The following is a 26,848-nucleotide window of genomic DNA, read 5'->3' on the forward strand; positions in this document are numbered from 1 at the left end:
CTTAGAATCCTACTTTGATTAAATAAATAATTAAAAAATCAATTTACGAGAAAGAACTATTTACACAAAAGATTTGACAGTTTCGATTTATTTATTTTTCACTAAAATACTATTTTGGTAATAATTTAACACACAAAAAAACAGGCTCTAAAGCCTGTTTTACTTATACTCTATTTAAATAAATGACCAAATAAACTTCCAAATAAATTACCTATTAAGTCTTTAATAGAACTTCTTTTCTGTTTTGAATTAGTATTTCCTTGTTGTATTTGACTATTTTGTATATTACCTAAGATATTATAATTATTTATCATTTGAGGTTTCTCATCTTTAACATCAATATCTTTTTTTAGTTCTGGCTCAAGATGCATTCCCCAATTAACAATCTTTTCTTTAACTGCGGATTCTATATCTACCAATTGACTTACACTAGCTTGTTGTTTAAATGTAAAATCAGAAGTTTGATTATACAATTCACATAACTTCCTATTAAGCTCACTTGTAAATTCAAAAGACACCACCTGATGTTCTTTTTGTTGTGTCAACTTTAATAAAGATGATATAGGATTGGTAACCGAATGATAATTTAAAAATTGATAACCATCTGGAATTTCAGCAGGAATATTTTTTCTAAATTCCCCATCTGCTACAAATCTAACAGAAATCTTTCTATATTTCGGAACACTATCAGTATTAGGATATCCTGATAACTCATAATGACACCAATTTTCCATTTTTTTATCTTTAATCTTAATTGAAATAGCATAGGCTTCATTCAATAAATGACTCAAATTACTATCATCTAAAATATCTTGTTGAAATTTTCTTATACTAGTTGTCATTTACTTTCCTTTTTCAAATAACTTTTACTTTAAACTTTAGAATAGTAATATCTTAAATTTATTATATACTACAAAACACATAAAAAAACAGGCTCTAAAGCCTGTTAAATCACCATATTTAGTACTCTCAAATTTCGCTCAAACACACTCTAAACACATGCATTTTTTCTGTGTGTTTGAATTGTGTTAATTTCAAAAAAATTCTTATTATTTCAAAGAATTTCACATTAATTCAAAGTAACAAAAAAGCCTTTCAAATCAAGTTTCATTGAACTTCTTTGAAAGACTTAAACGTATTTCTAATGCTGACTAGAGGGTTCGAACCTCCGACCTCCTCATTACTAGTGAGGTGCTCTGCCAACTGAGCTAAGTCAGCAACTCTTCGTTGTCTTACCCGACAACAGTATTTATTAAACCATATAGATGGAAACTGTGCAAGTCTTTTTTTGAAAAAAGTTCAAAAAAATTCCCCAGACTATAATTTTTCTGCATTTACGTTAAAATAGAAATGATAATAATTGTTGATTATACAAAGGATGAGGACTAAATAATGCAAACTTTAGCTCCAATTACAACCGAATTAGATTGGCTACTTAGAATTGTTGTCGCAGCTTTTTGTGGCGCATTAATCGGCTATGAGCGGGCGATTCAGAGAAAAAGCGCGGGTGTGAGAACTCATATCGTAGTTGCGATTGCTTCTGCTTTATTCATGATCGTATCTAAATATGGATTTACCGATCTATTAAGCATGCATGACATTGCACTAGATCCATCAAGAATTGCGGCCCAGATCGTTACAGGAATTTCCTTCATTGGTGCGGGTACAATCCTAGTTAGAAAAGAACAGGTCTCAGGCTTAACTACTGCCGCTGGAGTTTGGGCAACTGCCGCCATCGGGATGGCTGTTGGTGCTGGCATGTATTTCATCGGTATCCTATCAACCGCCCTATTGTTTATCATTCAAATGATCTTTCACGATGATGTCATTATCAACAAAATAACGCCACATGTTCGTTTTAATATTCAAATTGTGGCTATTAATCAGCATCATATTTTATCTAAAATCAGGCAAGAACTAGCAGATAATCACGTCGAAAATGTTACTGTTAAAATTCTCGACGTGAGTGATGACCACATTGTTTTCTACGTTGACGGAATCATTAATAATAAAATGGATGAGAATTCTATTGTCATGAATCTACGTAAATATCCTGATATTACCCGTATTAGTTATACCCGTGGTGGTATGTAAAATCATTTTAAATCTCAAGCATTAGCTTGAGATTTTTATTTTGGCGCGACAATTTAGTAAAATAGTAATATTGCCTAATTAATGAAAGGATGAGATTATGGCTGGAACACTTGATTATTTACGTTGGCGGGGAGATCTTTCTTTTAAAGAACGGCCTTTTAATAGCGTGGACGCATCCCTCTTCGCCTCAATCATCTACTTACCCGTCGACAAATCTGCTAAGGAACATACCTTAAGTGAAGTCGCAGAAAAATTACACGTCCTTCCTTCATTTCAAGTTCAAATGAAAGATTTAGCTGGCGATCAAATTCTTCTTTTACCTAAATCACCTCGTCTAGGCGACATCAAAATCCTTAATTGGACCAATCGGCTGGAAAAGGATCCTTATCCACTTCAATTTACCGCGGCTACTTTTCGCCTAACCGATAATACAATTATCATCGTTTACCGCGGAACCGACAGTTCAATCATCGGCTGGAACGAAGACTTGAATATGAACTACATGCCCAAAGTTTATGGTCAAGATGTTGCTGCCAATTATCTCAAAGAAATGGCTGCCGCCTTTCCCCATGACAAAATATATTTAGCAGGTCACTCTAAAGGTGGCAATTACGCTGAATATGCTTTAAGTGTCGCTGAGCCTGATTTGCAGGACCGTATTATCAAGGCCTTTAGCTTTGACGGCCCCGGCTTTTTCCACCAAGTCTGGAAAGCACCTGGCTTTGTACGTGCATTACCCAAGATGAAGACCTACCTCCCAGAAGCTTCAATCATTGGCACCATGCTTGATCATCCTGAACACGTTTTAATCGTCAAAAGCACTGCACCGATGGTCCAACAACATGATCCTCGCCGCTGGGCCGTGGGGCGTGACAGTTTTGTTTTAGCTGAAAGTTTAACTTCAGGTGCTCGCTCATTGCGCCACTCGCTCATCGATTTCAATCACAGCATTCCTGAAAAACAACGCGGCGAACTCTGGGATGCCCTCTTTCAAGCTTTTGATGAATTGAACATTACCGATGTGTTCCAGATTACAGCCAATAAATTATTAGGCACTGTCCGTTTCAGTCGCGTAATCATGTCATTAGAGCCTGAGACGCGCCGTTATGTTTTGCATATGTTCGGTGAGATTATCAATGCTTTACGTGGTAATATCAGCTTACCGTTTAGCGAAAGTGACTTTGCCTTATATCCCAAGAGCAATGACTCTAACAAGGCACCCATATTCTTTGAATTTTATGACAAGACGGTCCCTAGTCTTTTGCCTGAAGAAATTAAGCAACGTTTTTTAGCTGAGAAAGAAAATGAACGAAAAAAGCTAAAATAGTTTCACATGAAACACAAAAAAAGACATGCCCAGCATGTCTTTTTTCTCTTATTCTATTTTTATTCAGTTTTTCTAAGCATCCCTAGTACAAAGGAAACCACTAGTACCAAGATGACTGCTCCCAATATTGATGGTACGATTGCCATCCCAGCCATTTGCGGCCCCCACGAACCAAAGATTGCTTGGCCTAAGGTTGAACCAACCAGCCCTGCTATTAAATTAGCTATAAATCCCATTGATCCACCCTTGCCGGTTATGAAACCAGCTATTAGACCTATTATAGCGCCAACGATTAAAACCCAGATCCATGATAACATAGGATCACCTATTTGCTTTCTGTTTAGCTATTGCTAGTCGACCTGAGTCTTTAACAATCTTCATCTATTTGATGGTCTTTTTCCAGATCATCCTTTAATTTTTTGGCTTTGTCCTTAACTTTGCCCTTGGCTTGTTGAGCTTTTCCTTGGACTTCGCGTGATTTATCGCCGGTAATTTTACCTTCGACTTCTTTCACTTTACCGATAACTTTGTCTTTTAAGCCACTATCTGATTTGTTCATAGTTGGGCTCCTTTCTTAATAAACCGGTTACGTTTCTAGAATTAATATTACGCGCATTTAGGTCAAATTACGTCAAAAAAGGCTCGCCTTACGTCTTTCTTAACGAGTTGAGCCTTTTTATTGCTTATTCAATTTATCTATGCTTTTTTATTTGAGCAAATTCTTAGCTAATTCAAAATCGCCAAGAGTTGCAGACCCGTTGTGAGCCACAGCAGGACGCACAATTAATTCATTCAAATCGGGTGTGGCAATGTAATTGTTGTTAAATTCATCAAAGAACTTTCTTACCTTAACCAAATCATCTTCATTTAAAACTGAACCGCCAACAATCATTACATCTGGACGAGCAGCCATATAAACATTGAAGAGCATTTGAGCAATGTAATATGCAGAATAAGTGAAGACCTTGTTATCGCGAGACAATTTTTCACCAGGGATACCAGTTCTGCCCTCAAGACTTGGACCAGCAGACATGCCTTCAACACAAGCATCATTATGGAATGGGCAATGGCCTTCATAATCATCACCAGGATAACGACGAACCAACATGTGCCCCATTTCTGGATGGTTATTCAAACCGAGCAACTTACCCGCTTGCACAATTCCAGCTCCAACGCCAGTACCAACTGTTGCATAGAAGTAGCTCTTAGAATCATCGCGACCGCGAGCAACATATTCACCATAACATGATGCGTTAACGTCAGTCGTCATGGCAACTGGAATACCTAATTCTCTTTCAAAGAAGCCCTTCACATTAGTTCCTGACCAACCTGGCTTTGGTGTATCCAAAATATAGCCGTAAGTACGAGAGTTGGGGTTAATATCGATCGGACCAAAAGTACCAATACCTAAAGCATCAACGGGATGCTTTTTAAAGAATTCAGCTGTTTTTTCTAAAGTTTCTTTGTTAGTGGTGGTTGGAATTCGGTCACGAGCAACCTCTTCACCCGTTTCTACATCTTGCACAGCTACGATAAATTTAGTACCGCCTGCTTCGATACTGCCGACATATTTCTTTTCTGACATATTCTCATCCTTTTCTGTAAATTTATCTCCAAAAAGTTTTCATGCTGCTAATATTATAAAGAAAAAAGCCCTTATGTGTAAAGGCTTTCATATGTATGTAATTATTTTTGTTGATTTACGCTGGATCTTCAACCACTTTTGACTCAATTCCTTCAATTGGTCGCCCATTTTCATCAAAATAAGTATCCAAATCACGGCACCAAATCATCGACATTGTTCCTTGTCCCACGTGCACGCCAACAACTGGTCCGATAATGCTGGTATCGAACTTATACTTAGGAAACTTTGCTTGGTAATCTTCCAGCCACTCTTGCTTTTTCTCAGGATCAAGTGAATCAAAAATTGTGTCCTGAATCTTATACGGCATATTTTTAGTCAAATTATCAAAATCATTTTGCACATGCTTGTATGCACGTTTATATTGACGCTCTTTCGCAATCGCTGAAATATGGCCTTCATTTTGCACATCCATCGATAAAATCGGCTTAATCTTGAACAACGTACCAACAAAGCTAGCCGCATTAGATAAACGTCCAGTCCGCTTTAAATGGCTCAAATCGTCCACCATGAAGCGCACATCCATTGTTTTTTGCAAGTCCTTGAGATCATGCATAATTAAATCAATATTGGCTCCTGCCTGCACTAGTCGCCTTGCTAGCATGGCATAATCTGCTTCACCTGCACAAGTAATCTTACTATCAAATGGATGAACCTTGATACGATCTTCCTCTGCAGCAACACTTTGAACCGTTGAAAAATAGCTGGAGATACCACTTGAAAGAGTAATCACAATCACATCTGTATATCCCTGCTCAACATATTCATTAATTTTTTCTTTTAAGTCACCGATTGAAGGTTGAGAAGTTGTTGGTAATTCTTTTTCTTCACTTAATTTTTGATAAAACTCTTCATAGCCAATATCAACTAAATCATGGTAAACTTTCTTCCCCCAAATAATCGGGATAGGCAGAACATCAATCTGATATTTTTCTTGTTGCTCTTTAGTCAAATAAGCCGAGCTATCAGTCAAAACCGCAATTTTCATATTTTTCTTCTTTCTTCATTTCTTTTATGTCTATTTTAACTGATATATTATATAGAAACAAAAAGAACTCACCCGTAATGGTGAGCCCTTTCAATTAAATTATTCTATTTTAGTTACTGCCACCAGTAGCTTTGTTAACGATCTTTTGGTATTGACGTAAGCCATCAAAGTCGGAATCCTTAGCTTCAACGTAACCATAATGGTTATAAATGCTTTCGATAATTTGCTTACCCTTCTTAGACTTAGCAATATTCTTGAAAGCCTTAGCTAACTTAACTCTGAATTTTTTAGGCATATCTTTTCTAACCGCAATAGTATCGTTTGGAATCCACTTGGTAAAGTAGATTGGCACAACATCGGTCATTGCTTTCTTGTCATCCTTAGCGGCAATATTACGTGCATCTGAGAAGACGAATGCGGCATCAACATCCCCATTCAAAACGGATAACACTTCTTGATCGTCACCCTTAACATTAACTAATTTGCAGTCCTTGGTTACATTCAAACCCTTTTTGTAAAGTTCCGCAACTGGATAAACATAGCCCGATGAAGAACTAGGATCGCCAATCGCAATCTTTTTACCCTTTAAGTCTTTCCAAGATTTGATCTTTGAGCCCTTCTTAACCACGATCATACCACGATACTTATGCATTAAGGTATGATTCATCTTACCGGATGGTTCATCATAGCCGTAACGTTCGGCTTGCAATAAAACATCAGCAATTCCCTTTTTATGAGCTAATATGTAAGAATATGGTGGCATAAAGCCTACGTCAACTTTCTTAGATGACATTGCTTCAACCAGCCCACTATAGTCGGTAGAAACGGTTACGTGAACTGGAATGTGTAATTGCTTTTGCAATAATGTGCCTAAAGGCTTGGCCTTAGCTTCCATCTTATTTGCTTGGGTACTTGGTACAAATTCAACGTTCAATTCCTTAGGTTCATTCGATGAGGATGAACTCTTCTTACTATTTGAGCAGGCTGCTAATGACACAGCTGCTAAAACTGCACATGCACCAAGCAAAATCTTCTTAAATTTCATAAATTTGCTATTCCTCCATGAGTATATTCGTTATTACTCTTTTCAGTAATAGTTATAGCAAACTTATGGTATCATTTCAACGCCAAATATAAACAATTTCCATTATAAATGTAAATATTATTCGTATTATATTCAAACATAGAAAAAGCACTCATCGAGTGCTTTTTCTAATTACCATTAGGATCATGTGCATAATCCAAATTTGAAAACCGGTTAAACGGCTTAGAGAACATTAATTTAACTGTCCCCCGACTACCAGAACGGTTCTTTTCAATAATGACTTCTACTTCACCGTTATCGTCTTCTGCGCCAACTTCATCTTGACTGCCACTACTTTCGCCATCTTCAGGCTCATCGCGATAATAATCATCCCGATATAAGAAAGAAACAATGTCGGCATCTTGTTCAATTGATCCAGATTCACGAATATCGGACAGTACAGGCCGTTTATCCTGTCTCTGCTCAACTGACCGTGATAGCTGCGAAAGGGCAATGACGGGCACGTGAAGCTCCTTAGCTAGCTTTTTTAATTGTCGTGAAATAGCTGAAACTTCTTGTTGCCGTGACTCACTACGTGGTCCTTCAATCAACTGCAAGTAGTCGATCACAATCAAGCCAAGATTACCTTTTTCCTTAGCTAAACGCCGTGATTGGGCCCGAATCTCGCTCATCTTAATCCCCGGCGTATCATCAATGAAAATCTGGGCGTTAGCTAGTGACCCCGAAGCCACTACTAATTTGCGCCATTCTTCTTCATCAAGCTGACCAGTTCTTAAGTGCTGCGAATTAATTAAGCCTTCAGAAGCCAGCATTCTTTGAACCAACTGCTCCCCACTCATTTCAAGTGAGAACATCGCAACGCTTTTATCCGTATGCAGACCCACATTTTGCGCGATATTTAAGGCAAAGGAAGTTTTACCTACACCAGGACGAGCAGCGACAATGATTAATTCATCATCGTGAAAACCGGTGGTCATCTTGTCCAATTCCGCGAAACCGGTTGGCAAACCGGTGACCATATTCCCGTCATCTGGGATATTGTTAATATCATTAATCGCCGAATTAACAATTTCCTTAATCGCTCTAAAGCCACCTGTATTATTTTCTGACGAAACATTCATAATTTCACTTTCAGCGTCATCTAGAATGTCTGTTACATCGTCAGAGCCATCGATTGCATTAGAGATAATCTTCTGACTAGCAGAGATTAAACGACGAAGCAGCGCCTTCCTATGCACAATTTTGGCATAATAGGTAACATGCGCTGCTGTCGGTGTGGCCATCGCTAATTCAGAAACATAACCGATACCACCAATATCTTCTAACTGATTTCTTTTATTTAATTCATCCTGTAAGGTCAGCGTATCAATTGCATCCCCGCGATCAGACAAGTCCAACATCGCTTGAAAGACAATTTGATTAGCCCGCTCATAGAAATCTTCAGGCTGAACTACCGCACTAGCATCCGCAATGGCTTCAGGATCGATAAAAATCGCACCCAGAACTGCCCTTTCGGCATCGCGATCATGCGGAATTTGTTGAGAAACGATATTATCCATCAATCACAACCACTTTTTATTAGTCTTGTTCAGTAACGTGAACGCGAATAGTAGCTTCTACACCCTTAAATAATTTGGCATGAACATTAGTATAGCCCAAAGTCTTAATTGGTTCTGGCAAGTTAAGCTTGCGTTTATCAACCTTGATACCGTATTGCTTTTCAAGGCCTTCCACAATCTTCTTACTTGAGATTGAACCAAACAAACGTGAGTCAGTACCAGCCTTAGATTTGAAGTTAACAACGGTATCGTCTTTTTCAAGTTCTGCCTTGATCTTTTCTGCTTCGGCCTTTTCTGCTTCATAAGCAGCCTTTTCATTAGCTTCTACACGCTTCAAGGTATTCATGTTACCTTTAGTAGCTTCTTTAGCCAAGCCTCGCTTAATCAAGTAATTTTGTGCGTATCCATCAGGTACGTCCTTAACTTGTCCACGCTTACCTCGACCTCTAACATCTTGAGTAAAAATAACTTTCATATTTGTCCTTCCTAATCATTTTCTTTTTCATATTCATCAATTGCATCAAGCAATTTTTGTTTTGCTTCTTCAATAGTAACATCTTTAATCTGTGTTGCCGCATTAGAAAGATGTCCACCACCGCCCAATTTTTCCATAATAATTTGAACGTTGATCTTACCCATTGATCTAGCTGAAATACCAATCGTATTATCACTGCGCCGCGTAATTGCAAAACTAGCACCCACATTTTCCAAATCAAGTGCAGTATCAGCCGCCTGCGCTGTAATGATCGGATCTATAATCTTATCATCAGGTCCACATAATACGGCCATATGTGGCTTCACCATCTTCAAAGTGGCTACTAAATGCGTCCGTTCGAGGAAACTATCAATGTCCTCTTTCAAGAGCATGCTTACAACTGCTGAGTCAGCCCCGATTGAACGTAAGTAACTAGCCGCATCGAAGGTTCTAGTTCCTGTTCTCAACGAGAATTCCTTGGAGTCGACCACAATCCCGGCTAACATTGCTGTAGCTTCAATATCGGTCAAAACTCGCTTACCGTTAGCTGGCTGCTGATATTCAATCATTTCAGTGACCAATTCACAAGCCGAAGAAGCATATGGTTCAACATAGGTTAACATTGGATTTTCAGGGAATTCCTCGCCTCGTCTATGGTGATCAATAACGATGATTCGATTCTTCAAACGATCATAAAGTGCCCGTGAGTAAGTAATTGAATACTTCGAATGATCAACCATTACCAACATTGACTTGTCAGTAACTTGAGCTAAAGCTACATCAGGGTTAATAAAAATATCCTTATCCTGATTTTTCTGTTGCATTAAGGTGACCAAGCGACCAACATCATAGTTTGTCTTATTAGTATCTAAAACAAAATTAGCTTTAACTCCGTGAAGACGAGCTAATTTTACTACGCCAATCCCACTACCGACTGAGTCCATGTCAGGACGCTGATGACCAACAACAAAAACTTGATCGGCATCTTTAAATAGTTCACTAATTGCTTGTGAAACCATTCTTGCTCTAACTCTAGTCCGCTTTTCCATCGGATTAGACTTACCGCCATAAAAGCGGGCGTCTTTACCGGGTTGACGTAAGACAACCTGGTCTCCACCTCGACCTAGGGCCAAATCCAAGTTAGATTGAGCCTGGTTGGCAATTTCAGACAAAGAATCACTCCCAAAAGCAATTCCCATAGATAAAGTAAGTGGCCTATTGTTTCTACTCGTTTCTTGACGCACCTTATCTAAAACAGAGAATTTGTCCTTCTCCATCTCAGCTAATTCTTGCATATGGATCAAGATCAAGAAATGGTCTTCATCAATCCGTTTTAAATATGCGTTAAACTTTTTCGCATAATCACTCAATGTATTTTGCACATATGAACTCATGCTGGTCAATTCTTGATCATGCATTGCTTCACTTAGCTCATCATAATTATCGATGAAAATTTGACCAATCGCCAATCGTTCAGCTTTATATTTATCTTCAATTTTGGCATAGCGCGTAATATCCAATAAATATATTACGCCTAAATTATTTTGGACCACCATTTCAAATCGGTGACCATCCCAATCAACCAGATGATTTTCTGCTGTTTTTGCCTCAATTGCTTCATTAAGTAGCTTATTCAGATCAGGGTCAACTGATTCAATTGTGTGCCCCACTAAATCTGTACTCTTTAAATATAATTGTAGATATGGGTTAACCCACTGAATTTGGTGATCCGAATCATAAAGCAAAATTCCCAACGGCATCTTAATCATTGCTTCTTGTTCACTACGCTTTATCCGGTAAGACAAATTAACCGCAAAGCTATTTGCATTACCCGCTAAAATATAGGTCCCATAGATGGCAAAGGCAACGGTCAAAATAAAGACTAAAAGCATTGCCAAACCAAACAATGGATTCATAATCATCGCAATAATGCTTCCCAATAATGAAAGAGAAAGTGCAATGATTATAGAAGCTGTCAGCCGTGAATCCTTAATAAATTCAGGCAATTCTAGCTTACGTAAAAAATCCTTCATGAAGATCCTTTCTAATAGATATAGTATATCAGTGTTAATTATACCTTATTCCGGCTCATGATTGAAAACAGTAGGTACAATACGAAGAGAGAATTTTTTTAATTATTATACGAAAAAAGGACAGAACCTTGTGTCCTGTCCTTTTGGTTTATTTCGATCTAAATTAGTCTTCAGCAACGAATGGTAACAAGCCCATGATACGAGCTCTCTTAATTGCATTAGCTACCTTACGTTGGTTCTTAGCACTAGTGCCAGTAACACGACGTGGTAAAATCTTACCTCTTTCTGAGATAAAACGTTTCAACAGATCGACATCCTTGTAGTCAACGTAGTCGATGTGGTTAGCTGCGATGTAGTCAACCTTACGACGACGACGGCCACCTCTTCTTTGTTGAGCCATGTTCTAGAATCCTTTCTTTAATTTAGTTTAAAATGGTAGATCGTCATCAGAAATATCAATCGTATCACCTGAGCCACTAAATGGATCTTGTGAATTATTTTGATTGTTATTAGTCTGTGAATTACCTTGTGATCCGCCATTATTTGGGAAATTGTTAGCAGGTTGACTGCCAGCATTTCCACTATTTGGTGTATAACCACCATTTTGACCGCGGGCTTCACGATCCTTGCGTGATTCGAGCAATGCGAAGTTATCAACAACAACTTCGGTTACATATACCCTTTGCCCATCTTTATTATCATAACTTCTGGTTTGAATTCGGCCATCAATTCCAACTAATGAACCCTTTGAAGTAAAGTTGCAGAAGTTTTCTGCTGACTTTCTCCAAATTACACAGCTGACGAAATCTGCGCCTCTCTCACCTTGGCTATTTGTAAATTGACGGTCAACAGCAAGAGTAAACGTAGCAACCGAGATTCCACTCCCAGTAGTACGTAATTCAGGATCACGTGTTAAACGGCCAACAAGTACAACTCTATTAATCATACTCATGTACCTTCCTTTCCTAAATCACATAACGGATAATAAATTAAAATTACTTATCTAACTTAACGGTCATTGAACGTAAGATAGCGTTGTCAATCTTTGACAAACGGCTAAATTCGTTAACTGCGTCAGCGTTGTCAGCAGTGAAAGTCATAATGTGGTAAGTACCTTCACGATACTTATCAATTTCATATGCGAAACGACGCTTGCCCCAGTCTTTGGATTCTACCATAGTACCACCGTTATCAGCGATAACCTTGTCGTAGTTTTCTACAACTGCCTTCTTGTTGTCTTCGTCAACATCTGGCTTGATGATGTAAGTTACTTCGTACTTTGTAGTTGCCATGACTATTGCACCTCCTTTTGGACTATATGGTTCTTGCTAAAATCAAGAACAAGGAGTAATGGAATATTACTCGCAATTTCTAATTTTAGCATATAAACAAAAAATTACCAAACAGTTTTCACGTGATCCTAACAGTTTTTTTACTGCTCATTATTTATTACGCAAAAAAGTTTGATAATTTTTTTAAAAGTTCAAAATTTTTGTTTTTCTTAATTAATTATTCATTTTTGGGCTCGTCATCGTCACCAGTTTGATCTTGTTCTTCTTCAGTCGGAACAATAGTTAAGCTTGCAACCTGACTGCCGTCATTGACTTTAATTAAGCGAACGCCCATTGTACTACGACCAGTTTGAGAAACATCCTCAATCTTGAAGCGAATCATAATCCCATCAGTAGTAATTACCATAACATCATTATTTGAGTTGATGATTGTTACGCCGGCCAAAGGACCATTCTTTTCAGTAATATTGGCAGTCTTAATGCCTTTACCGCCACGGCCTTTAACTGGATATTCTGCGGCTGGCGTCCGTTTGCCATAGCCCTTTTCAGAGATTACCAAGACTTGATCATCAGCACCTAAAACGCCAGATCCAACTACATAGTCATTCTCTCTTAAATTGATTCCGCGAACACCCGCAGCAGTTCTACCCATTGCCCGGACATCGTTTTCACTAAAGGTTACCGCATAACCTAAATGCGTTCCGATCAAGATATTTTGCTTACCATCAGTAGTCAAAACATTACTCAATTCGTCGCCATCCTTCAAGGTTAAGGCAATTAGACCACTATTTCTAATATTAGAAAATTCGCTAACGTGTGTCCGTTTAACGGTACCCATCTTGGTAATAAAGAACAAGTAATTGTCATCCGCATTTTCTGGAATGTTAATGACTGTTTGAACCTTTTCTCCCTTTTCCAATTGCAAAAGATTTACTACTGGTAAGCCTTTAGCCATACGGCCATATTCAGGAATTTCATAGGCCTTCTTAGAGTAAACCTTGCCGGCATTGGTGAAGAAGAGTAATAGATCGTGCGTACTTGAGTAAATCAAATGCTCAATAAAGTCGCCATCTTGTACACCCATTCCCTTGATACCTTTACCACCACGGTTTTGAGTCTTAAATTCCTGAATTGGCATTCTCTTAATATAGCCGTTATGGGTAACCGTCAACAGAATATTTTGCTTTTCAATCAAATCTTCATCTTCAATTGAAACGACTTCGCTAGCACCAATTTCGGTTCTTCGCTTATCACCGAATCGTTTTTGAATATCAAGCAATTCGTCATAGATAATTTGGTCAATTCTCTCAGGCTTAGCCAAAATATCTTTGTAGTCAGCAATTTTAGCTTGTAATTCCTTGTATTCAGCTTCTACCTTATCGCGCTCCAAGCCAGTCAAGCGAACCAAACGCATGTCTAAGATAGCCTGAGATTGCTTATCATCAAGGCCAAAGCGGCTAATCAAAGTTGCTTTAGCAATATCACTTGATTGACTATTGCGGATAATGTGGACAATTTCATCAATATTGTCCAGAGCGATTCTTAACCCTTCAAGGATGTGGGCTCTTGCCTCTGCCTTAGCTAACTCGAATCTTGTTCTGCGAGTTACAACATCTTCTTGGTGATCCAAGTAATATTGCAGCATTTGCTTCAAGGTTAAAAAGTGTGGCGCACCATCAACAATAGCCACCATATTCATACCAAAGTTAGCCTGCATTTGAGTTTGCTTGAATAAATTATTCAAAACAACGCTAGCACTAGCATCACGGCGAATATCAATGGTAATCCGCATCCCTGTCTGGTCTGATTCATCACGCACACCAGTAATTCCATCGATAGTCTTTTCTCGAGCCAAATCAGCAATTTTCTTCACCAATTCAGCCTTGTTTACCATAAATGGAATTTCACTCACAATTATGCGCTCGCGGCCGCTCTTTTCAGTCTCAATATTGGTTTTGGCGCGAACAACAATGTTACCCTTACCACTCTCATAAGCACGGTAGATACCACCACGTCCCATAATAATTCCGCCAGTTGGAAAATCGGGACCTGGGATAACTTTCATCAAGTCCTTGGTTGTAGCATCAGGATTTTTCATTAACATGTGTAAACCACTAATAACTTCAGTCAAGTTATGTGGCGGGATATTTGTTGTCATCCCAACGGCAATCCCGTTAGCACCGTTAACAAGCAAGTTAGGAATTCTAGCAGGTAAGACAACCGGTTCATTTTCGGTATCATCATAGTTTCTTTGCCAATCAATGGTGTTTTTGTTGATATCGCGCAACATTTCCACAGCAATTTTACTCATTCTTGCTTCGGTATAACGCATTGCGGCTGGCTCATCACCATCGACAGAACCGAAGTTACCGTGACCATCGACTAACATGTAACGGTATGAGAAATCTTGTGCCATGTGTGCCATAGCAAGATAGATTGAGGAATCACCATGGGGGTGGAACTTACCCATAACTTCCCCAACAATTCTGGCACTCTTCTTGTATGGTTTATCAGGCGTTACACCCAACTCGCTCATACCGTAAAGAATACGACGTTGTACGGGCTTTAAGCCATCACGAACATCAGGTAAAGCACGTGCAACAATAACTGACATTGCGTAATCCAAAAATGAACTACGCATCATGCTAGTTAGATCGACGTTTTTAATTCTACGATCTTGAGTTTGATTCTCGTCCATCTAATCCTCCTATGCATCCAAGTTTTCAACATATTTAGCATTCTTTTGAATAAAGTCACGTCTTGGTGAAACTTCATTTCCCATTAAGAGCTCAAAGACTGCGTCAGCATCTTTAGCATACTCAGGACTTACCCGATCCAGTCTTCTATTTTCTGGATTCATAGTAGTTTCCCACAACTGCTCTGGGTCCATTTCACCTAACCCCTTGTAACGTTGCACAGTAGGCTTGGGACTTGGTTGCAAGCTACCTAAGTAATCATGCAATTCTTCGTCAGTATCAAGATATCTGACCACTTTCCCCTGACGAACTTGGTATAGAGGTGGCTTGGCGATATAAACATAGCCCTTGTCGATCATTGGGCGCATATAGTTATAGAACAAGGTCAACAGCAGGGTTCTAATGTGGGCACCATCGACATCGGCATCAGTCATGATAATCAATTTGTGATAACGTGCTTTTGAAACGTCAAAGTCAGCACCAAAGCCTGTTCCTAAAGCTGTGAATAAAGATCTAATTTCTTGGTTAGCCAAGATTCGATCCATCGAAGCTTTTTCAACATTTAAAATCTTACCTCTGATTGGCAAAATAGCCTGTGTTAAACGTGATCTACCTTGCTTAGCAGATCCGCCGGCTGAGTTACCCTCGACGATAAACAGTTCTGAAATACTTGGATCGTTACTTGTATTGTCGGCTAACTTACCTGGTAAATTAGCAATTTCCAGACCAGATTTCTTTCTTGTTACTTCACGTGCACGCTTGGCAGCAGTTCTAGCTCGTTCGGCTAATTGACCCTTTTCTACAATCTTGCGCCCAACTGAAGGATTTTCCATCAAGAAACGACTAAAGGTTTCTGAAAAAGCCTTATCTACAGCAGTTCTAGCATCCGAATTACCTAACTTGGTCTTAGTCTGACCTTCAAATTGCGGACTAGGGTGCTTAACTGAGACAATAGCTGTCATTCCTTCACGAATGTCTTCACCGGAAAGATTATCGTCCTTATCTTTCAAGATCTTAGACTTATGTGCATAGTCATTAACCACACGTGTTAACGCAGTCTTAAAACCGGCCTCGTGCATCCCACCTTCATAGGTGTGAATATTATTGGCAAAAGTCATCAAAGTAGTCTTATAGCCATTTGTATATTGCAAAGCCACTTCAACATCAATGCCATTATAGGTGCTTTCAACATAAATTGGATCATCAAATAATACTTCTTGTCTCTTGTTCAAAAAGGCAACGTATTCCTTAATCCCACCTTCAAACTTATACACATCTGTTTCGGCAGTGTCTTTACGCTTGTCAGTAAAGGTTAAAGTTAATCCCTTGTTCAAAAAGGCCAATTCACGGATTCTGTTCTTCAAGATCTTGTCATCAAAAACAATAGTTTCTGTGAAAATATCTGGATCTGGATAGAAGTGAACAATCGTCCCATGTTCATCAAGTGGAACCGTGCCAATTTGTTTCATCTCATCCTTAACACGGCCATGATCGAAATCGATAAAGTACTTTTTGCCATCACGCATTACGGTAACATCAAGTTTAGTGGACAGAGCGTTAACTACTGAAGCCCCAACTCCGTGCAAACCACCAGAAACCTTATATCCACCACCGCCGAATTTACCACCGGCGTGAAGTACAGTAAATACAGTCTCTAATGCAGGACGACCTGTTTTTTCTTGAATATCTACAGGAATCCCACGTCCATCATCTTGAACGGTGACACTACCATCTTCGTTAATCGTAACTTCAATCTTGGTCGCAAAACCAGCAAGTCGTTCATCAATACTGTTATCAATAATTTCCCACACTAAGTGGTGCAATCCCTGAGAACTAGTCGAACCGATATACATACCTGGCCGCTTACGTACAGCTTCTAGACCGCCAAGAACCTGAATTTGACTGGCATTATACTTGTCAGCCTCTTTTTCATATTTTTTGACCTTTTCAAGATTTTCTTTTGAATTATCAGCCATTTAATTCTCCTTCTCCAAACTAATTTTGCCTGATTGAATGTGATACACACGCGGCTTTTTAATTATTTCCCAGGAAATCCCCTCTAAATCAGTCGTAGTAATAAAGGTTTGCGTTTTCCCATGAATATAATTAAGTAGCGCACTTTGTCGACCATGATCTAACTCGCTCATTACATCATCCAGCAAGAGTAAAGGATACTCATCTGTTAGTTGATGCACCAATTGAATTTCCGCCAGCTTGACGCTAAGTGCAATTGAACGCTGCTGCCCTTGCGAAGCATAAAGATGTGCATTTTGACCATCAAGTTTAAATTCAATATCATCACGGTGCGGCCCAGAAGTAGTTGTCCCCTTGCGAATTTCACTTGCCTTATTTCGTGCATAACTTGCTAAAATCTTTTGATAAATTTCTTCTGTACTGTCATCAGCTTGGATGTCAGCCACTGATGGATGATAAGCAATTGAAAGCTGCTCACTGCCCAAACTAATATGTGCATAAGCATCGCTAGCATAGTGACTAAGATACTTAAGAAATTTAAATCGTCGAAAGACAACTTCAGCGGCGATACCAGCTAGTTGATCTGAAAGTACATCTAAAAAGACCTGATCCTTTGCCTTACCTTTAGCTAGCTGCTTCAGATAATTATTCTTTTGAATTAAAACTTGCCGATACTTACTTGCGAAGTATAAATACTCTGCATTTATTTGACCAAATTCTTGATCCATAAATCTCCGCCGTAGTGCTGGTGCACCCTTGATCAACTCGAGGTCTTCCGGTGAAAATAAAATCGCATTCAGCTGACCTACGTATTTAGACAACTTCGCCTGCTCAACTCGATTAATCCATACTTTTTTACCTTTTTGGGTGATCAAAACACGTAAATCAAGCTCCACCTGGCTTTTATGTACATGCCCAAGTAAATTGGTAAACTCACCGCCGAAACCAATTAAATCTTTATCATTATTGGTCCTATGTGAACGTGTTAATGCTAAAAAATAGATTGCCTCTAGCAAATTGGTCTTGCCCTGAGCATTTTTGCCAATAAAAATATTGACGTTTGAATCAAAATTTACGTCAAGCTTTTTTAAATTACGAAAATTCTGTACAGTAAAATGATCAAGATACATTGACTTCCCTACCGAAACTCATATTCTTGGCCATTAACCACTACATGATCACCAACATGCATCTTTTTGCCTCTTCGATCTTCAAGTTCACCATTTAAAGTTACTGGATTATCTTTTAAGTACCATTTAGCTTGTCCACCTGATGAAATAATGCTCTCTTCCTTCAGGAATTGCCCCAAAGTAATATGATCGCCGTCAACTTTAAAATACTTAATAATGCTCACCTTCAATACGCTTTATACCTATATAATTATATTAGTTTTCAACCCAAATAACAAACTAAATCGCTCTTATAAGCCTTTTCAGAGCTTTTTTTCAAAATAACCTAATCACACTAGCACGGTAAAAAAATAAATATACGCCAATATTTTGCGTTTTCGTTTAAAAGCAAAATAAAAAGTCGCCTTATTTGACGACTTTTTATGACCTAAATATTGTGTACTTGATTAATATGTTCTAACTGGCGTAATTAATTGCACAAATTCAATGTCTTCTTTATCTGGATTAATGATAAATGGACGAAGTGGCTTAGTAAAACTCATACTTACAGAATCTGTTACTGAAGCTCTTAACGCATCACGCATATAGTCAGGGTTGAAGGAAATCTCTAAATTGTTTCCTTCAAGATTTCTGAAGCTAACATCTTCTTCAACATTACCAATTTCCGCAGATTTACCTGATAACTTAGCTGATTGATTTTCTATATCTAAAGTCAAAGTAACCACGTTGTTACGGCCAGCATGAGTTAACAAACTGGCACGTTCAAGGGCACTAGATAATTCGGAAATGTCAAATTCAACACTAGTGGTCTTTTCAGTCGGAATCAAGCGATCAGTGTCTGGATAATTTCCGTCCAAAAGACGTGAATAGAAGGACAAGTTGCCAATTACAAATAAAGCTTGGTTATCACCTGGGCAAACTTTAACTTCTGGATCAGCTTCACCAATGATTCTAGCTAATTCCTGCAAACTTTTACCAGGAATAATCAAATCAGTTTCAGCTTGAGGTCCGTTTTCTAAAGCAATTGTTCTTTGAGATAAACGGTGGGAATCAGTTGCGACAGCTTTAATTTTATCTGGATTAAAGAAGAAACGTACCCCAGTTAAAATTGCTCGTGTTTGATCATTGGAAGTAGCAAATTGCGTTTCATTAATGATTTCACGGAAAGTTTTACCAGAAATAGTGAATGAAGCAGCATCTGGAATTTCTGGTAAACGTGGATAGTTATTAGCATCTAAACCATTAATTGTAAATTCACTATTTTCAGATATGATCTGAGTTTGAAAACTTTCTTTTACTTCAAATGAGAAGTCTTTACCAGGCAATTTTTTTACGATCTCACTAAAGAATCTAGCTGGTAAAACAATAGAACCTGTAGATTCCACATTTAAATCATCATTGACTGGAATTTGAATTTCAATTGAAATATCTGTATCACTACCGGTTAGCGTAAGTTCATCTTCTGTTAAGTCTAACTTAATTCCACTAAGAATTGGAATAGTAGCTCTTGATGAGATGGCCCGCATTACATTATTGAGGTTTTCGATAAACAGATTGCGATTAATTGTAAACTTCATGTTTTTCCTCCCAAGAATAGCTGTGTGATTTCTCTTTATTAGTAATTATATAATTAATTAGTAGTAGTAGGGCCTGTGAGTTCTGTTGAAAACTCATAAGAAGCCTAAAATAACGGACTTGTTACGGTTAAAAACTTGTGTAAAACTTGTTTATTTTTCCACAGTGGATAACTTTTAGTGCTCCAAAATTTGCTTTAGGTCAAAGACAGCAGTTTTGATATCAGAATCAAGTTTCATCTGCTTGTCGATTTTATCATAAGCATGCATGACAGTGGTATGATCTTTTCCCCCAAATTCTTGACCAATTTTTGGCAAACTGGCATCTGTTAATTCACGAGAAAGATACATTGCTATTTGCCGAGGAACTACAATCTGCCGTACACGCTTTTTACCCTTTAATTCAGCAGTTGAAGTTTGGAAATAGTTTGCGACAACCTCCTGTATTTTAGAGATTTGTAATCCACGATTTTTTTGAACTAATTTGAGGTCAACTAATGCTTCACGCGCAAGGTTAACGTCAATATCTGCTTTTTCAATTGTGGCATAAGCTTGAACTTTAACTAAAGCCCCTTCAAGTTCTCTAATGTTAGTATCAACTTGAGATGCAATATAGTTAAGCGTACCATCATCGATAGTCAAACCTTCTGTTTCAGCTTTGCGTCGCAAAATAGCGATTCTGGTTTCCAAATCGGGAGGCGTAATTTCGACTTGCAAGCCCCATGTAAATCGAGAAACTAAACGCTCTGATAGATCTGGGATTTCTGTAGGCAACCGATCGCTAGTCATTACGATCTGTTTTTGATCGTTATAAAGTGTCTCAAAAGTATGGAAGAATTCCTCTTGAATCCCCTCTTTTTTGGCAAAAAATTGAATATCATCAACTAAAAGCAGGTCACAAGTTCTGTATTTTTCGCGGAATTTGTCCTGCGTTTTATTTTTGATGGAATTAATGAAGTCATTAACAAAAGTTTCACTCTGTATATAGACAACTTTTGCGTTAGGTCGCTCTGCTAGCATTTGATGCCCAACAGCTTGCATCAGGTGTGTTTTACCTAAACCAACGCCACCAAAAATAAATAAAGGATTGTAAAAACTACCAGGACTGTCGGCTACAGCAAGTGCAGCACCGGCGGCCAACTTGTTTCCCTCACCTTGAACGAAGTTATCAAAAGTGTATTTTTCGTTTAACTTCAAGTCTTTAGTGAATTCTTTTTCTGGCAAATTAGGCTGTTGAACTTGCGCTTCACGCTTTGGCGCAGGTGTTACGATCCTTTCTGTAATATCCGCATCTTCAGATATTTTAAATACAGGTAAGATCTCGATGTCGGCATAACCGTAGGCAGATTGAATCAATTGAGAAGATAGATTCTTTTCCCAGTAACCTTTAGAAACAGGATTTTGAACTAAAATTTTTAATTCATGTGTTTTTCCATTATATGAAATAGGTTTAGTATTTTTGAACCATGCATTGTAGGCAACTTCGTTGAAACGAGCACGCATCTCGTCATTAAAGTGTTCCCAAAATTTATTAATGTCGAACAATGTACATTCCCCCAGTTAGTAAAAAGCAAATTTATTTTACCATTTACTTAACTGGTTTTCCACAGGTGAAAAAGAAATCAACAAAGTACACAGCCTGTTGATAACTATTAAAGTGATATGCACATTTTGACATGATAAGAGCAAAACTGTTAATTTATGCACAGTACAGCTGTGAATTATGGATATTATTCTACCAATACTTGAGGTAAAATACCATATGCGTTATCCACATGGTGTGAATTAAGTTTTTAACACCATGTGAGTTGTGGAAAACGTTGGGAATTATCTTGTGGAAATTATACGTAAGAAAAATATTTTATTTTTTATCCACATGAAAAACAATGAATTTTTAGAAAATATTCACGGGATTTAAAAGTCTTTTTTTCTTAAAATACTTGGTTTTTATGGCTTTTCGTGCTATCCTTAATAAGAAATTGTGCAATTGGCACAAAAATTTATGGAGGTGCAGTTTAATATGACAACTAAGAGAACTTACCAACCTAAGAAGCGTCACCGTTCACGTGTTCACGGTTTTATGAAGCGTATGAGCACATCAAATGGCCGTAAGGTTTTAGCAAGACGCCGTGCAAAAGGTAGAAAAGTCTTATCTGCTTAAACCACTGAATCCCAGTGGTTTTTTTAGTCTACTAGAGTGGAATGAAACGTTTTGAGAAAGTCTTATCGAGTAAAATCTGAAAAAGATTTCCAGCAAGTTTTCGAATCTGGCGACTCAGTCGCTAACCGAGCTTTTGTCATTTATAAGGTAGAAAAAACAGAAAATAAACACTTTCGAGTAGGAATTTCTGTGGGCAAAAAGGTTGGTCATACCGCAGTCGCACGTAATCGACTCAAGCGTTATATTCGGGCCGTGATTGATGAAGAAAAATTGCAGATTAATCCGCATGTTGATTTTTTAATCATTACGCGACCTTATGCTCGCGATTTTAATATGGCTCAGGTGCGTAAAAACTTGCTTCACGCATTATCGTTAGCTCATATTATTGAAGAAATGCCAGATAAAGTTGAGGAAAAATAGATTGAAGGACATTCTGACCAAGAGAAATGTCAAACGTCTTCTTGCAGTCTTAGCAGTAGCAATACTTGCTGTTGTATTGACAGGATGTGCTACTACGGGAGCAAATGGTCAAGCAACGCCAATCTCACATACAAGTGGTAATTGGTGGGACCGTTGGATCGTTTATTACATGTCAGCTTTTATTTTGTGGCTAGCTAAGTTAATGGGGAACAGTTATGGCTGGGCAATTATTGTCTTCACCGTCATTGTTCGTGTCATCTTAGTACCTTTGAATGCTATTTCAATTCGAAGTACTACTAAGATGCAAAGCATTCAACCACAAATTAATGAGTTGCGTAAGAAATATCCAGGACGTGACACTGAATCAAGAACATTATTACAACAAGAAACTAACAAGCTTTATAAAGAAGCAGGCGTAAATCCTTATACTGGATGTTTGCCTGTCCTGATCCAGTTGCCAGTTATGTATGCACTGTATGGTGCGATTTTACGTACACCGCAGTTACAAACTGGGCGCTTCTTATGGATGGATTTAAGCAAGCCCGATCCATATTACATCATGCCTATTTTAGCAATGATCTTTACGTTCTTATCGACGTATATTAGTCAATTATCGACGCCAAAATCATCGCAAAATGGAATGACCAAAGTAATGATGTACGGAATGTCTATCATGGTTGGTGTGATGGCCTTAAACTTCCAGTCAGCTATTACACTTTACTGGGTAATTTCCAACTTGTTCCAGGCGCTTCAAACCTTTATCTTGCAAAACCCTATTAAATATAGAAGAGAGCAAGAAGCAAAGGCTGAGGCTGAGCGTGAACGCAAACGTAAACTAAGAAGGGCTTACAAGCGTTTAGGACGCAAAAAGAAATAAAAGAATATTAGTCTAAAATGATTTTTAGATAAAGTAGTCAAAGTGCTTTATCCATCATGGTTATTCGTGGTGGTATAATGCGCTTTTTTTATTGAGAAAAGGGAAGAATTATGGCTCAAACTTTGACAGAGTTCGATACTATTGCAGCAATTTCAACCCCCATCGGTGAAGGCGGAATTTCAATCGTAAGAATGTCTGGTGAGGATGCAATTAAGATTGCTGATAAGGTTTTTAAAGGCGAAGATCTAAGCAAGGTGCCGACACATACTATTCACTATGGTCATATTATCGATCCGGATACTGGGAAAACGATTGATGAAGCAATGGTGACAGTGCTGCGTGCGCCCAAGACCTTTACACGTGAAGATATTGTAGAAATCAATTGCCATGGCGGAATCGTTGTAACTAATCATATTTTACAATTGTTGCTGAGTCACGGTGCGCGAATGGCTGATCCTGGTGAATTTACTAAACGTGCTTTTGTGAACGGACGAATTGACTTAACTCAAGCTGAGAGTGTGATGGATATCGTTCGGGCCAAGACGGATAAGGCACGACAAGTGGCTGTTGGTCAATTAGCTGGTGGATTGTTACACAAGATTCAGGCAATGCGGCAGGAAATTCTGAATACTTTGGCTAACGTTGAGGTTAATATCGATTATCCAGAGTATGATGCAGATACTGTTACCGCAAAACAGATGGCAGACACATCTAGATCAGTAATTGATAAAATTAATCGCTTATTGAAGACAGCACAAGAAGGAAAAATCTTGCGCAATGGTTTGGCTACTGCAATTGTTGGTCGTCCTAATGTGGGAAAGTCTTCTTTATTGAATTATCTGACTCAAAGCGACAAAGCGATTGTGACCGATGTGGCTGGAACAACGCGTGATACGTTAGAAGAATATGTGTCTGTAAAAGGAGTACCGCTAGAGCTAATTGATACTGCTGGAATCCACCACACTGAAGATAAGGTGGAAAAAATTGGTGTAGAAAGATCAAAAAAGGCCTTGGAGCGAGCAGATCTGGTCTTGTTGTTAATCGATTCTAGTCAAGCATTAACAGCTGAAGATCAAGCCTTAATTGAAGCAACAAAGGACAAGAAGCGAATCGTGATCTTAAATAAGTCGGATTTAGGTCAAAAAATAACAACTACTGAGATGGAGAAACTAACGGGTAGTGATGTTATTTCAACTTCGATTTTGAAAGAACAAAACTTAGATGCGCTTGAAGAATTGATTAATAAGCTATTTTTTGCTGGGATTGAAAATTCTAATGATCAAATTATGGTAACCAATCAACGACAAGCTTCCTTATTGCATAAGGCTAAGAAAGAATTGGAAGATGTAATTCAAGCAGTTGAAGATGGCGTCCCTGTTGATATTGCACAAATTGATTTTACTGGTGCTTGGGATACTTTAGGTGAAATCACTGGTGAAAGTGCCCCAGATGAATTAATCACGCAATTATTTAGTCAATTCTGTTTAGGAAAGTAGGATGAAAATGGTTAAAACATATGATTCAAATGAATATGATGTAATCGTTGTCGGTGCTGGGCATGCTGGATGTGAAGCTGCGTTAGCAAGTGCCCACATGGGACAAAAAACTTTGCTGGTTACGATTGGTTTGGATATGGTGGCCTTTATGCCATGTAATCCATCTGTTGGTGGACCAGCTAAAGGGACAGTTGTCCGTGAGATTGATGCTTTAGGTGGTCAAATGGGAAAGAACATTGATGCTACCTATATCCAAATGCGGATGTTAAATACGGGTAAGGGGCCAGCTGTGCGTGCGCTACGTGCTCAAGCTGATAAGTGGCAATATCATGAACACATGAAGGATACGATCGAAAATACGCCCAACTTGACCTTGCGTCAGGCTATCGTGGATGAATTGGTAGTTGAAGATGGCGTCTGCAAAGGTGTGATTACCAATACTGGTGCGAAGTATCATGCTAAAAGCGTTGTTTTGACTACAGGTACAGCGGCTCGCGGTAAAATTATTATTGGGGAATTGACTTATTCTTCAGGTCCAAATAACACTACTCCTTCAATTAAGCTGTCGGAAAATCTAGAAAAGTTAGGTTTTAAGCTGCGTCGTTTTAAAACCGGTACTCCTCCACGTGTTAACGGCAATACAATTGACTATTCTAAAACTGAGGAAGAACCTGGTGATAAAACCCCACGGCACTTTTCATATGAAAGTCGTGATGAAGATTATTTACAAAAACAAATTTCTTGTTGGATGACTTATACTAATCCAACCACACACACGATTATTAGAAACAATCTTGACCGTGCACCGATGTTCTCTGGAATTATCAAGGGTGTAGGCCCACGTTATTGTCCTTCAATTGAAGACAAAGTTGTCCGCTTTGCAGATAAGGATCGCCACCAAATTTTCCTTGAACCAGAAGGAAAGACTACCAAGGAAGTTTATGTAGGCGACTTTTCAACTTCAATGCCAGAAGAAATTCAATTAAAGATGATTCATTCTGTTGCGGGATTAGAACATGCGGAAATGATGCGACCAGGATATGCAATTGAATACGATGTGGTTGAACCATGGCAATTGAAGCATACTTTGGAAACCAAAAACGTAAAGCATTTATTTACTGCAGGCCAGATGAATGGAACATCAGGTTATGAAGAAGCAGCTGGTCAAGGTTTAATTGCAGGAATTAATGCGGCATTATCTGCTCAAGATAAGCCAGGATTTACCTTAGGCCGTAACGATGCTTACATTGGCGTGTTAATCGATGACTTGGTAACCAAAGGGACGAATGAACCATATCGTCTACTTACTAGTAGAGCAGAATATCGTTTGATTTTACGCAATGATAACGCAGACTTGCGTTTGACTGAATATGGTCATGATCTGGGCTTAATTTCTGACGAACGCTTCGCACGATTTGAAGAAAAGAAGCATGCGATTGAAGATGCAAAGACGAGACTGCATGAAATTACGGTTCATTTAACTGATGAAGTGCAGGAATTTTTGCAAAGTATTGGTCAGGAACCGATGAAGGCCGGTGTTAAGGCCGATGTTTTCTTGCGTCGCCCTAATGTTACTATTGCTGATATTGAACGGTTAACTGGTGAAAAAGTTCCAGGCGATCGTTACGTTAAAGAACAAGTTGAGATTGGTATCAAGTATGCTGGCTATATCAAGAAAGAAGAAACCAGAATTGCTCGCTTAAAGAGACAAGAAGCCAAAAAAATCCCAGCAGATATTGATTATGACCAAATCGAAGGTTTAGCTACTGAGGCACGACAAAAATTTGAAAAAATTCGTCCTGAAACTTTAGCTCAAGCAGAACGAATTTCAGGAGTTAACCCAGCTGACTTGGCAATCTTGAGTGTTTACATTCAAAATGGGCGTTACTCTAGAGTGAAAAAGTAGAATAGCACAAAAATAGCGTAGGAATAGTATTCTACGTTATTTTTATGCGCAAAATTATAAAATAACGTTTTTCTAAATTGTATAGCTATGAAATAAATTGTAAAAAATTTTTTCTTAAATTTTTACTATAAGTAACAATGAATATACATAAAATAAGTG

Annotated in this window: 25 protein-coding genes and 1 tRNA gene; 7 read left to right on the forward strand and 19 right to left on the reverse strand. The window is 38.4% G+C overall.

What is annotated here, in order from left to right; genetic code table 11:
- Positions 1-170: 170 nt before the first annotated feature.
- Positions 171-842: a hypothetical protein gene (locus CP352_RS09380; RefSeq protein ID WP_065990939.1), complete on the reverse strand. Its 672-nt coding sequence runs from the start codon at positions 840-842 to the stop codon at positions 171-173.
- A gap of 303 nt (positions 843-1,145) precedes the next feature.
- Positions 1,146-1,218: transfer RNA gene (locus tag CP352_RS09385), tRNA-Thr, on the reverse strand.
- 174 nt (positions 1,219-1,392) lie between these two features.
- On the opposite strand from CP352_RS09385, the gene CP352_RS09390 reads away from it, so the two are divergent.
- Together CP352_RS09390 and CP352_RS09395 are read left to right on the forward strand one after the other, a co-directional pair.
- Positions 1,393-2,094 carry an MgtC/SapB family protein gene (locus tag CP352_RS09390; protein ID WP_061205003.1) on the forward strand — a complete coding sequence of 234 codons (702 nt, stop codon included), beginning with the start codon at positions 1,393-1,395 and terminating at the stop codon, positions 2,092-2,094.
- Between the two features lie 97 nt (positions 2,095-2,191).
- Positions 2,192-3,421, forward strand: a complete 1,230-nt coding sequence (locus CP352_RS09395; RefSeq protein WP_061205004.1) for a DUF2974 domain-containing protein — start codon at positions 2,192-2,194, stop codon at positions 3,419-3,421.
- 59 nt (positions 3,422-3,480) lie between these two features.
- Here CP352_RS09395 and CP352_RS09400 read toward each other — a convergent pair whose 3' ends face one another.
- The 17 genes from CP352_RS09400 to dnaA form a co-directional block, all read right to left on the reverse strand.
- Positions 3,481-3,738, reverse strand: a complete 258-nt coding sequence (locus CP352_RS09400) for a GlsB/YeaQ/YmgE family stress response membrane protein (RefSeq protein WP_098034931.1) — start codon at positions 3,736-3,738, stop codon at positions 3,481-3,483.
- A 50-nt stretch (positions 3,739-3,788) separates the two neighbouring features.
- Complete coding sequence (locus CP352_RS09405; RefSeq protein ID WP_005723606.1) at positions 3,789-3,980, reverse strand: CsbD family protein; 192 nt, start codon at positions 3,978-3,980, stop codon at positions 3,789-3,791.
- A 147-nt stretch (positions 3,981-4,127) separates the two neighbouring features.
- Complete coding sequence (locus tag CP352_RS09410) at positions 4,128-5,006, reverse strand: ROK family protein (protein ID WP_089145744.1); 879 nt, start codon at positions 5,004-5,006, stop codon at positions 4,128-4,130.
- Between the two features lie 115 nt (positions 5,007-5,121).
- Positions 5,122-6,051 (reverse strand): DegV family protein, encoded by a 930-nt coding sequence (locus CP352_RS09415; RefSeq protein WP_098034932.1) that lies wholly within the window; start codon positions 6,049-6,051, stop codon positions 5,122-5,124.
- Between the two features lie 109 nt (positions 6,052-6,160).
- Positions 6,161-7,096, reverse strand: coding sequence for a phosphate/phosphite/phosphonate ABC transporter substrate-binding protein (locus CP352_RS09420; RefSeq protein ID WP_013085593.1), 936 nt, complete (start codon positions 7,094-7,096; stop codon positions 6,161-6,163).
- Positions 7,097-7,263: 167 nt separating this feature from the next.
- Entirely contained in the window at positions 7,264-8,655 is a 1,392-nt protein-coding gene (gene dnaB / locus CP352_RS09425; RefSeq protein WP_098034933.1) for a replicative DNA helicase, read from the reverse strand.
- Between the two features lie 19 nt (positions 8,656-8,674).
- Complete coding sequence (gene rplI, locus CP352_RS09430; protein WP_005721048.1) at positions 8,675-9,130, reverse strand: 50S ribosomal protein L9; 456 nt, start codon at positions 9,128-9,130, stop codon at positions 8,675-8,677.
- 11 nt (positions 9,131-9,141) lie between these two features.
- Entirely contained in the window at positions 9,142-11,163 is a 2,022-nt protein-coding gene (locus CP352_RS09435; RefSeq protein ID WP_089146652.1) for a DHH family phosphoesterase, read from the reverse strand.
- A gap of 163 nt (positions 11,164-11,326) precedes the next feature.
- Positions 11,327-11,563 (reverse strand): 30S ribosomal protein S18, encoded by a 237-nt coding sequence (rpsR, locus tag CP352_RS09440; RefSeq protein ID WP_003549366.1) that lies wholly within the window; start codon positions 11,561-11,563, stop codon positions 11,327-11,329.
- A 27-nt stretch (positions 11,564-11,590) separates the two neighbouring features.
- Positions 11,591-12,109: a single-stranded DNA-binding protein gene (gene ssb, locus CP352_RS09445; protein WP_013085589.1), complete on the reverse strand. Its 519-nt coding sequence runs from the start codon at positions 12,107-12,109 to the stop codon at positions 11,591-11,593.
- Positions 12,110-12,158: 49 nt separating this feature from the next.
- On the reverse strand, positions 12,159-12,455 hold the full coding sequence (gene rpsF / locus CP352_RS09450; protein WP_005729269.1) for a 30S ribosomal protein S6: 297 nt from the start codon (positions 12,453-12,455) through the stop codon (positions 12,159-12,161).
- Between the two features lie 217 nt (positions 12,456-12,672).
- Positions 12,673-15,153, reverse strand: a complete 2,481-nt coding sequence (gene gyrA / locus CP352_RS09455; protein ID WP_089142922.1) for a DNA gyrase subunit A — start codon at positions 15,151-15,153, stop codon at positions 12,673-12,675.
- Positions 15,154-15,162: 9 nt separating this feature from the next.
- A complete protein-coding gene (gene gyrB / locus CP352_RS09460) occupies positions 15,163-17,127 on the reverse strand; it encodes a DNA topoisomerase (ATP-hydrolyzing) subunit B (RefSeq protein ID WP_089142923.1) in 1,965 nt (654 codons plus the stop codon).
- Complete coding sequence (gene recF, locus CP352_RS09465; protein WP_013085587.1) at positions 17,128-18,255, reverse strand: DNA replication/repair protein RecF; 1,128 nt, start codon at positions 18,253-18,255, stop codon at positions 17,128-17,130.
- 8 nt (positions 18,256-18,263) lie between these two features.
- Positions 18,264-18,485, reverse strand: a complete 222-nt coding sequence (yaaA, locus tag CP352_RS09470; protein WP_005721893.1) for a S4 domain-containing protein YaaA — start codon at positions 18,483-18,485, stop codon at positions 18,264-18,266.
- Between the two features lie 216 nt (positions 18,486-18,701).
- Positions 18,702-19,832, reverse strand: coding sequence for a DNA polymerase III subunit beta (dnaN, locus tag CP352_RS09475; protein ID WP_089142924.1), 1,131 nt, complete (start codon positions 19,830-19,832; stop codon positions 18,702-18,704).
- Between the two features lie 174 nt (positions 19,833-20,006).
- The gene (gene dnaA / locus CP352_RS09480; protein WP_035442826.1) at positions 20,007-21,374 is read right to left on the reverse strand and encodes a chromosomal replication initiator protein DnaA; all 1,368 of its coding nucleotides are present in this window, start codon (positions 21,372-21,374) and stop codon (positions 20,007-20,009) included.
- Between the two features lie 475 nt (positions 21,375-21,849).
- Here dnaA and rpmH point away from each other — a divergent pair, with 475 nt between their 5' ends.
- The 5 genes from rpmH (at position 21,850) to mnmG (ending at position 26,689) form a co-directional block, all read left to right on the forward strand.
- Positions 21,850-21,990 (forward strand): 50S ribosomal protein L34, encoded by a 141-nt coding sequence (rpmH, locus tag CP352_RS09485; protein ID WP_003549412.1) that lies wholly within the window; start codon positions 21,850-21,852, stop codon positions 21,988-21,990.
- A gap of 51 nt (positions 21,991-22,041) precedes the next feature.
- Complete coding sequence (rnpA, locus tag CP352_RS09490; protein ID WP_005726675.1) at positions 22,042-22,410, forward strand: ribonuclease P protein component; 369 nt, start codon at positions 22,042-22,044, stop codon at positions 22,408-22,410.
- Position 22,411: 1 nt separating this feature from the next.
- Positions 22,412-23,287: a membrane protein insertase YidC gene (locus CP352_RS09495; protein ID WP_005721891.1), complete on the forward strand. Its 876-nt coding sequence runs from the start codon at positions 22,412-22,414 to the stop codon at positions 23,285-23,287.
- 110 nt (positions 23,288-23,397) lie between these two features.
- Positions 23,398-24,783: a tRNA uridine-5-carboxymethylaminomethyl(34) synthesis GTPase MnmE gene (gene mnmE, locus CP352_RS09500; protein ID WP_089142925.1), complete on the forward strand. Its 1,386-nt coding sequence runs from the start codon at positions 23,398-23,400 to the stop codon at positions 24,781-24,783.
- 7 nt (positions 24,784-24,790) lie between these two features.
- The gene (gene mnmG / locus CP352_RS09505; protein ID WP_035442900.1) at positions 24,791-26,689 is read left to right on the forward strand and encodes a tRNA uridine-5-carboxymethylaminomethyl(34) synthesis enzyme MnmG; all 1,899 of its coding nucleotides are present in this window, start codon (positions 24,791-24,793) and stop codon (positions 26,687-26,689) included.
- Positions 26,690-26,848: the final 159 nt, after the last annotated feature.

The organism is Lactobacillus sp. UMNPBX1, assembly GCF_002554085.1.
Classification (GTDB): Bacteria; Bacillota; Bacilli; order Lactobacillales; family Lactobacillaceae; genus Lactobacillus; species Lactobacillus crispatus.

Excerpts from the sequence above, each read along its gene's own strand:
- CP352_RS09380 (WP_065990939.1), bottom strand. The coding sequence starts at position 842 with ATGACAACTAGTATAAGAAAATTTCAACAAGATATTTTAGATGATAGT.
- CP352_RS09390 (WP_061205003.1), top strand. The coding sequence starts at position 1,393 with ATGCAAACTTTAGCTCCAATTACAACCGAATTAGATTGGCTACTTAGA.
- CP352_RS09395 (WP_061205004.1), top strand. The coding sequence starts at position 2,192 with ATGGCTGGAACACTTGATTATTTACGTTGGCGGGGAGATCTTTCTTTT.
- CP352_RS09400 (WP_098034931.1), bottom strand. The coding sequence starts at position 3,738 with ATGTTATCATGGATCTGGGTTTTAATCGTTGGCGCTATAATAGGTCTA.
- CP352_RS09405 (WP_005723606.1), bottom strand. The coding sequence starts at position 3,980 with ATGAACAAATCAGATAGTGGCTTAAAAGACAAAGTTATCGGTAAAGTG.
- CP352_RS09410 (WP_089145744.1), bottom strand. The coding sequence starts at position 5,006 with ATGTCAGAAAAGAAATATGTCGGCAGTATCGAAGCAGGCGGTACTAAA.
- CP352_RS09415 (WP_098034932.1), bottom strand. The coding sequence starts at position 6,051 with ATGAAAATTGCGGTTTTGACTGATAGCTCGGCTTATTTGACTAAAGAG.
- CP352_RS09420 (WP_013085593.1), bottom strand. The coding sequence starts at position 7,096 with ATGAAATTTAAGAAGATTTTGCTTGGTGCATGTGCAGTTTTAGCAGCT.
- dnaB (WP_098034933.1), bottom strand. The coding sequence starts at position 8,655 with ATGGATAATATCGTTTCTCAACAAATTCCGCATGATCGCGATGCCGAA.
- rplI (WP_005721048.1), bottom strand. The coding sequence starts at position 9,130 with ATGAAAGTTATTTTTACTCAAGATGTTAGAGGTCGAGGTAAGCGTGGA.
- CP352_RS09435 (WP_089146652.1), bottom strand. The coding sequence starts at position 11,163 with ATGAAGGATTTTTTACGTAAGCTAGAATTGCCTGAATTTATTAAGGAT.
- rpsR (WP_003549366.1), bottom strand. The coding sequence starts at position 11,563 with ATGGCTCAACAAAGAAGAGGTGGCCGTCGTCGTCGTAAGGTTGACTAC.
- ssb (WP_013085589.1), bottom strand. The coding sequence starts at position 12,109 with ATGATTAATAGAGTTGTACTTGTTGGCCGTTTAACACGTGATCCTGAA.
- rpsF (WP_005729269.1), bottom strand. The coding sequence starts at position 12,455 with ATGGCAACTACAAAGTACGAAGTAACTTACATCATCAAGCCAGATGTT.
- gyrA (WP_089142922.1), bottom strand. The coding sequence starts at position 15,153 with ATGGACGAGAATCAAACTCAAGATCGTAGAATTAAAAACGTCGATCTA.
- gyrB (WP_089142923.1), bottom strand. The coding sequence starts at position 17,127 with ATGGCTGATAATTCAAAAGAAAATCTTGAAAAGGTCAAAAAATATGAA.
- recF (WP_013085587.1), bottom strand. The coding sequence starts at position 18,255 with ATGTATCTTGATCATTTTACTGTACAGAATTTTCGTAATTTAAAAAAG.
- dnaN (WP_089142924.1), bottom strand. The coding sequence starts at position 19,832 with ATGAAGTTTACAATTAATCGCAATCTGTTTATCGAAAACCTCAATAAT.
- rpmH (WP_003549412.1), top strand. The coding sequence starts at position 21,850 with ATGACAACTAAGAGAACTTACCAACCTAAGAAGCGTCACCGTTCACGT.
- mnmE (WP_089142925.1), top strand. The coding sequence starts at position 23,398 with ATGGCTCAAACTTTGACAGAGTTCGATACTATTGCAGCAATTTCAACC.
- mnmG (WP_035442900.1), top strand. The coding sequence starts at position 24,791 with ATGGTTAAAACATATGATTCAAATGAATATGATGTAATCGTTGTCGGT.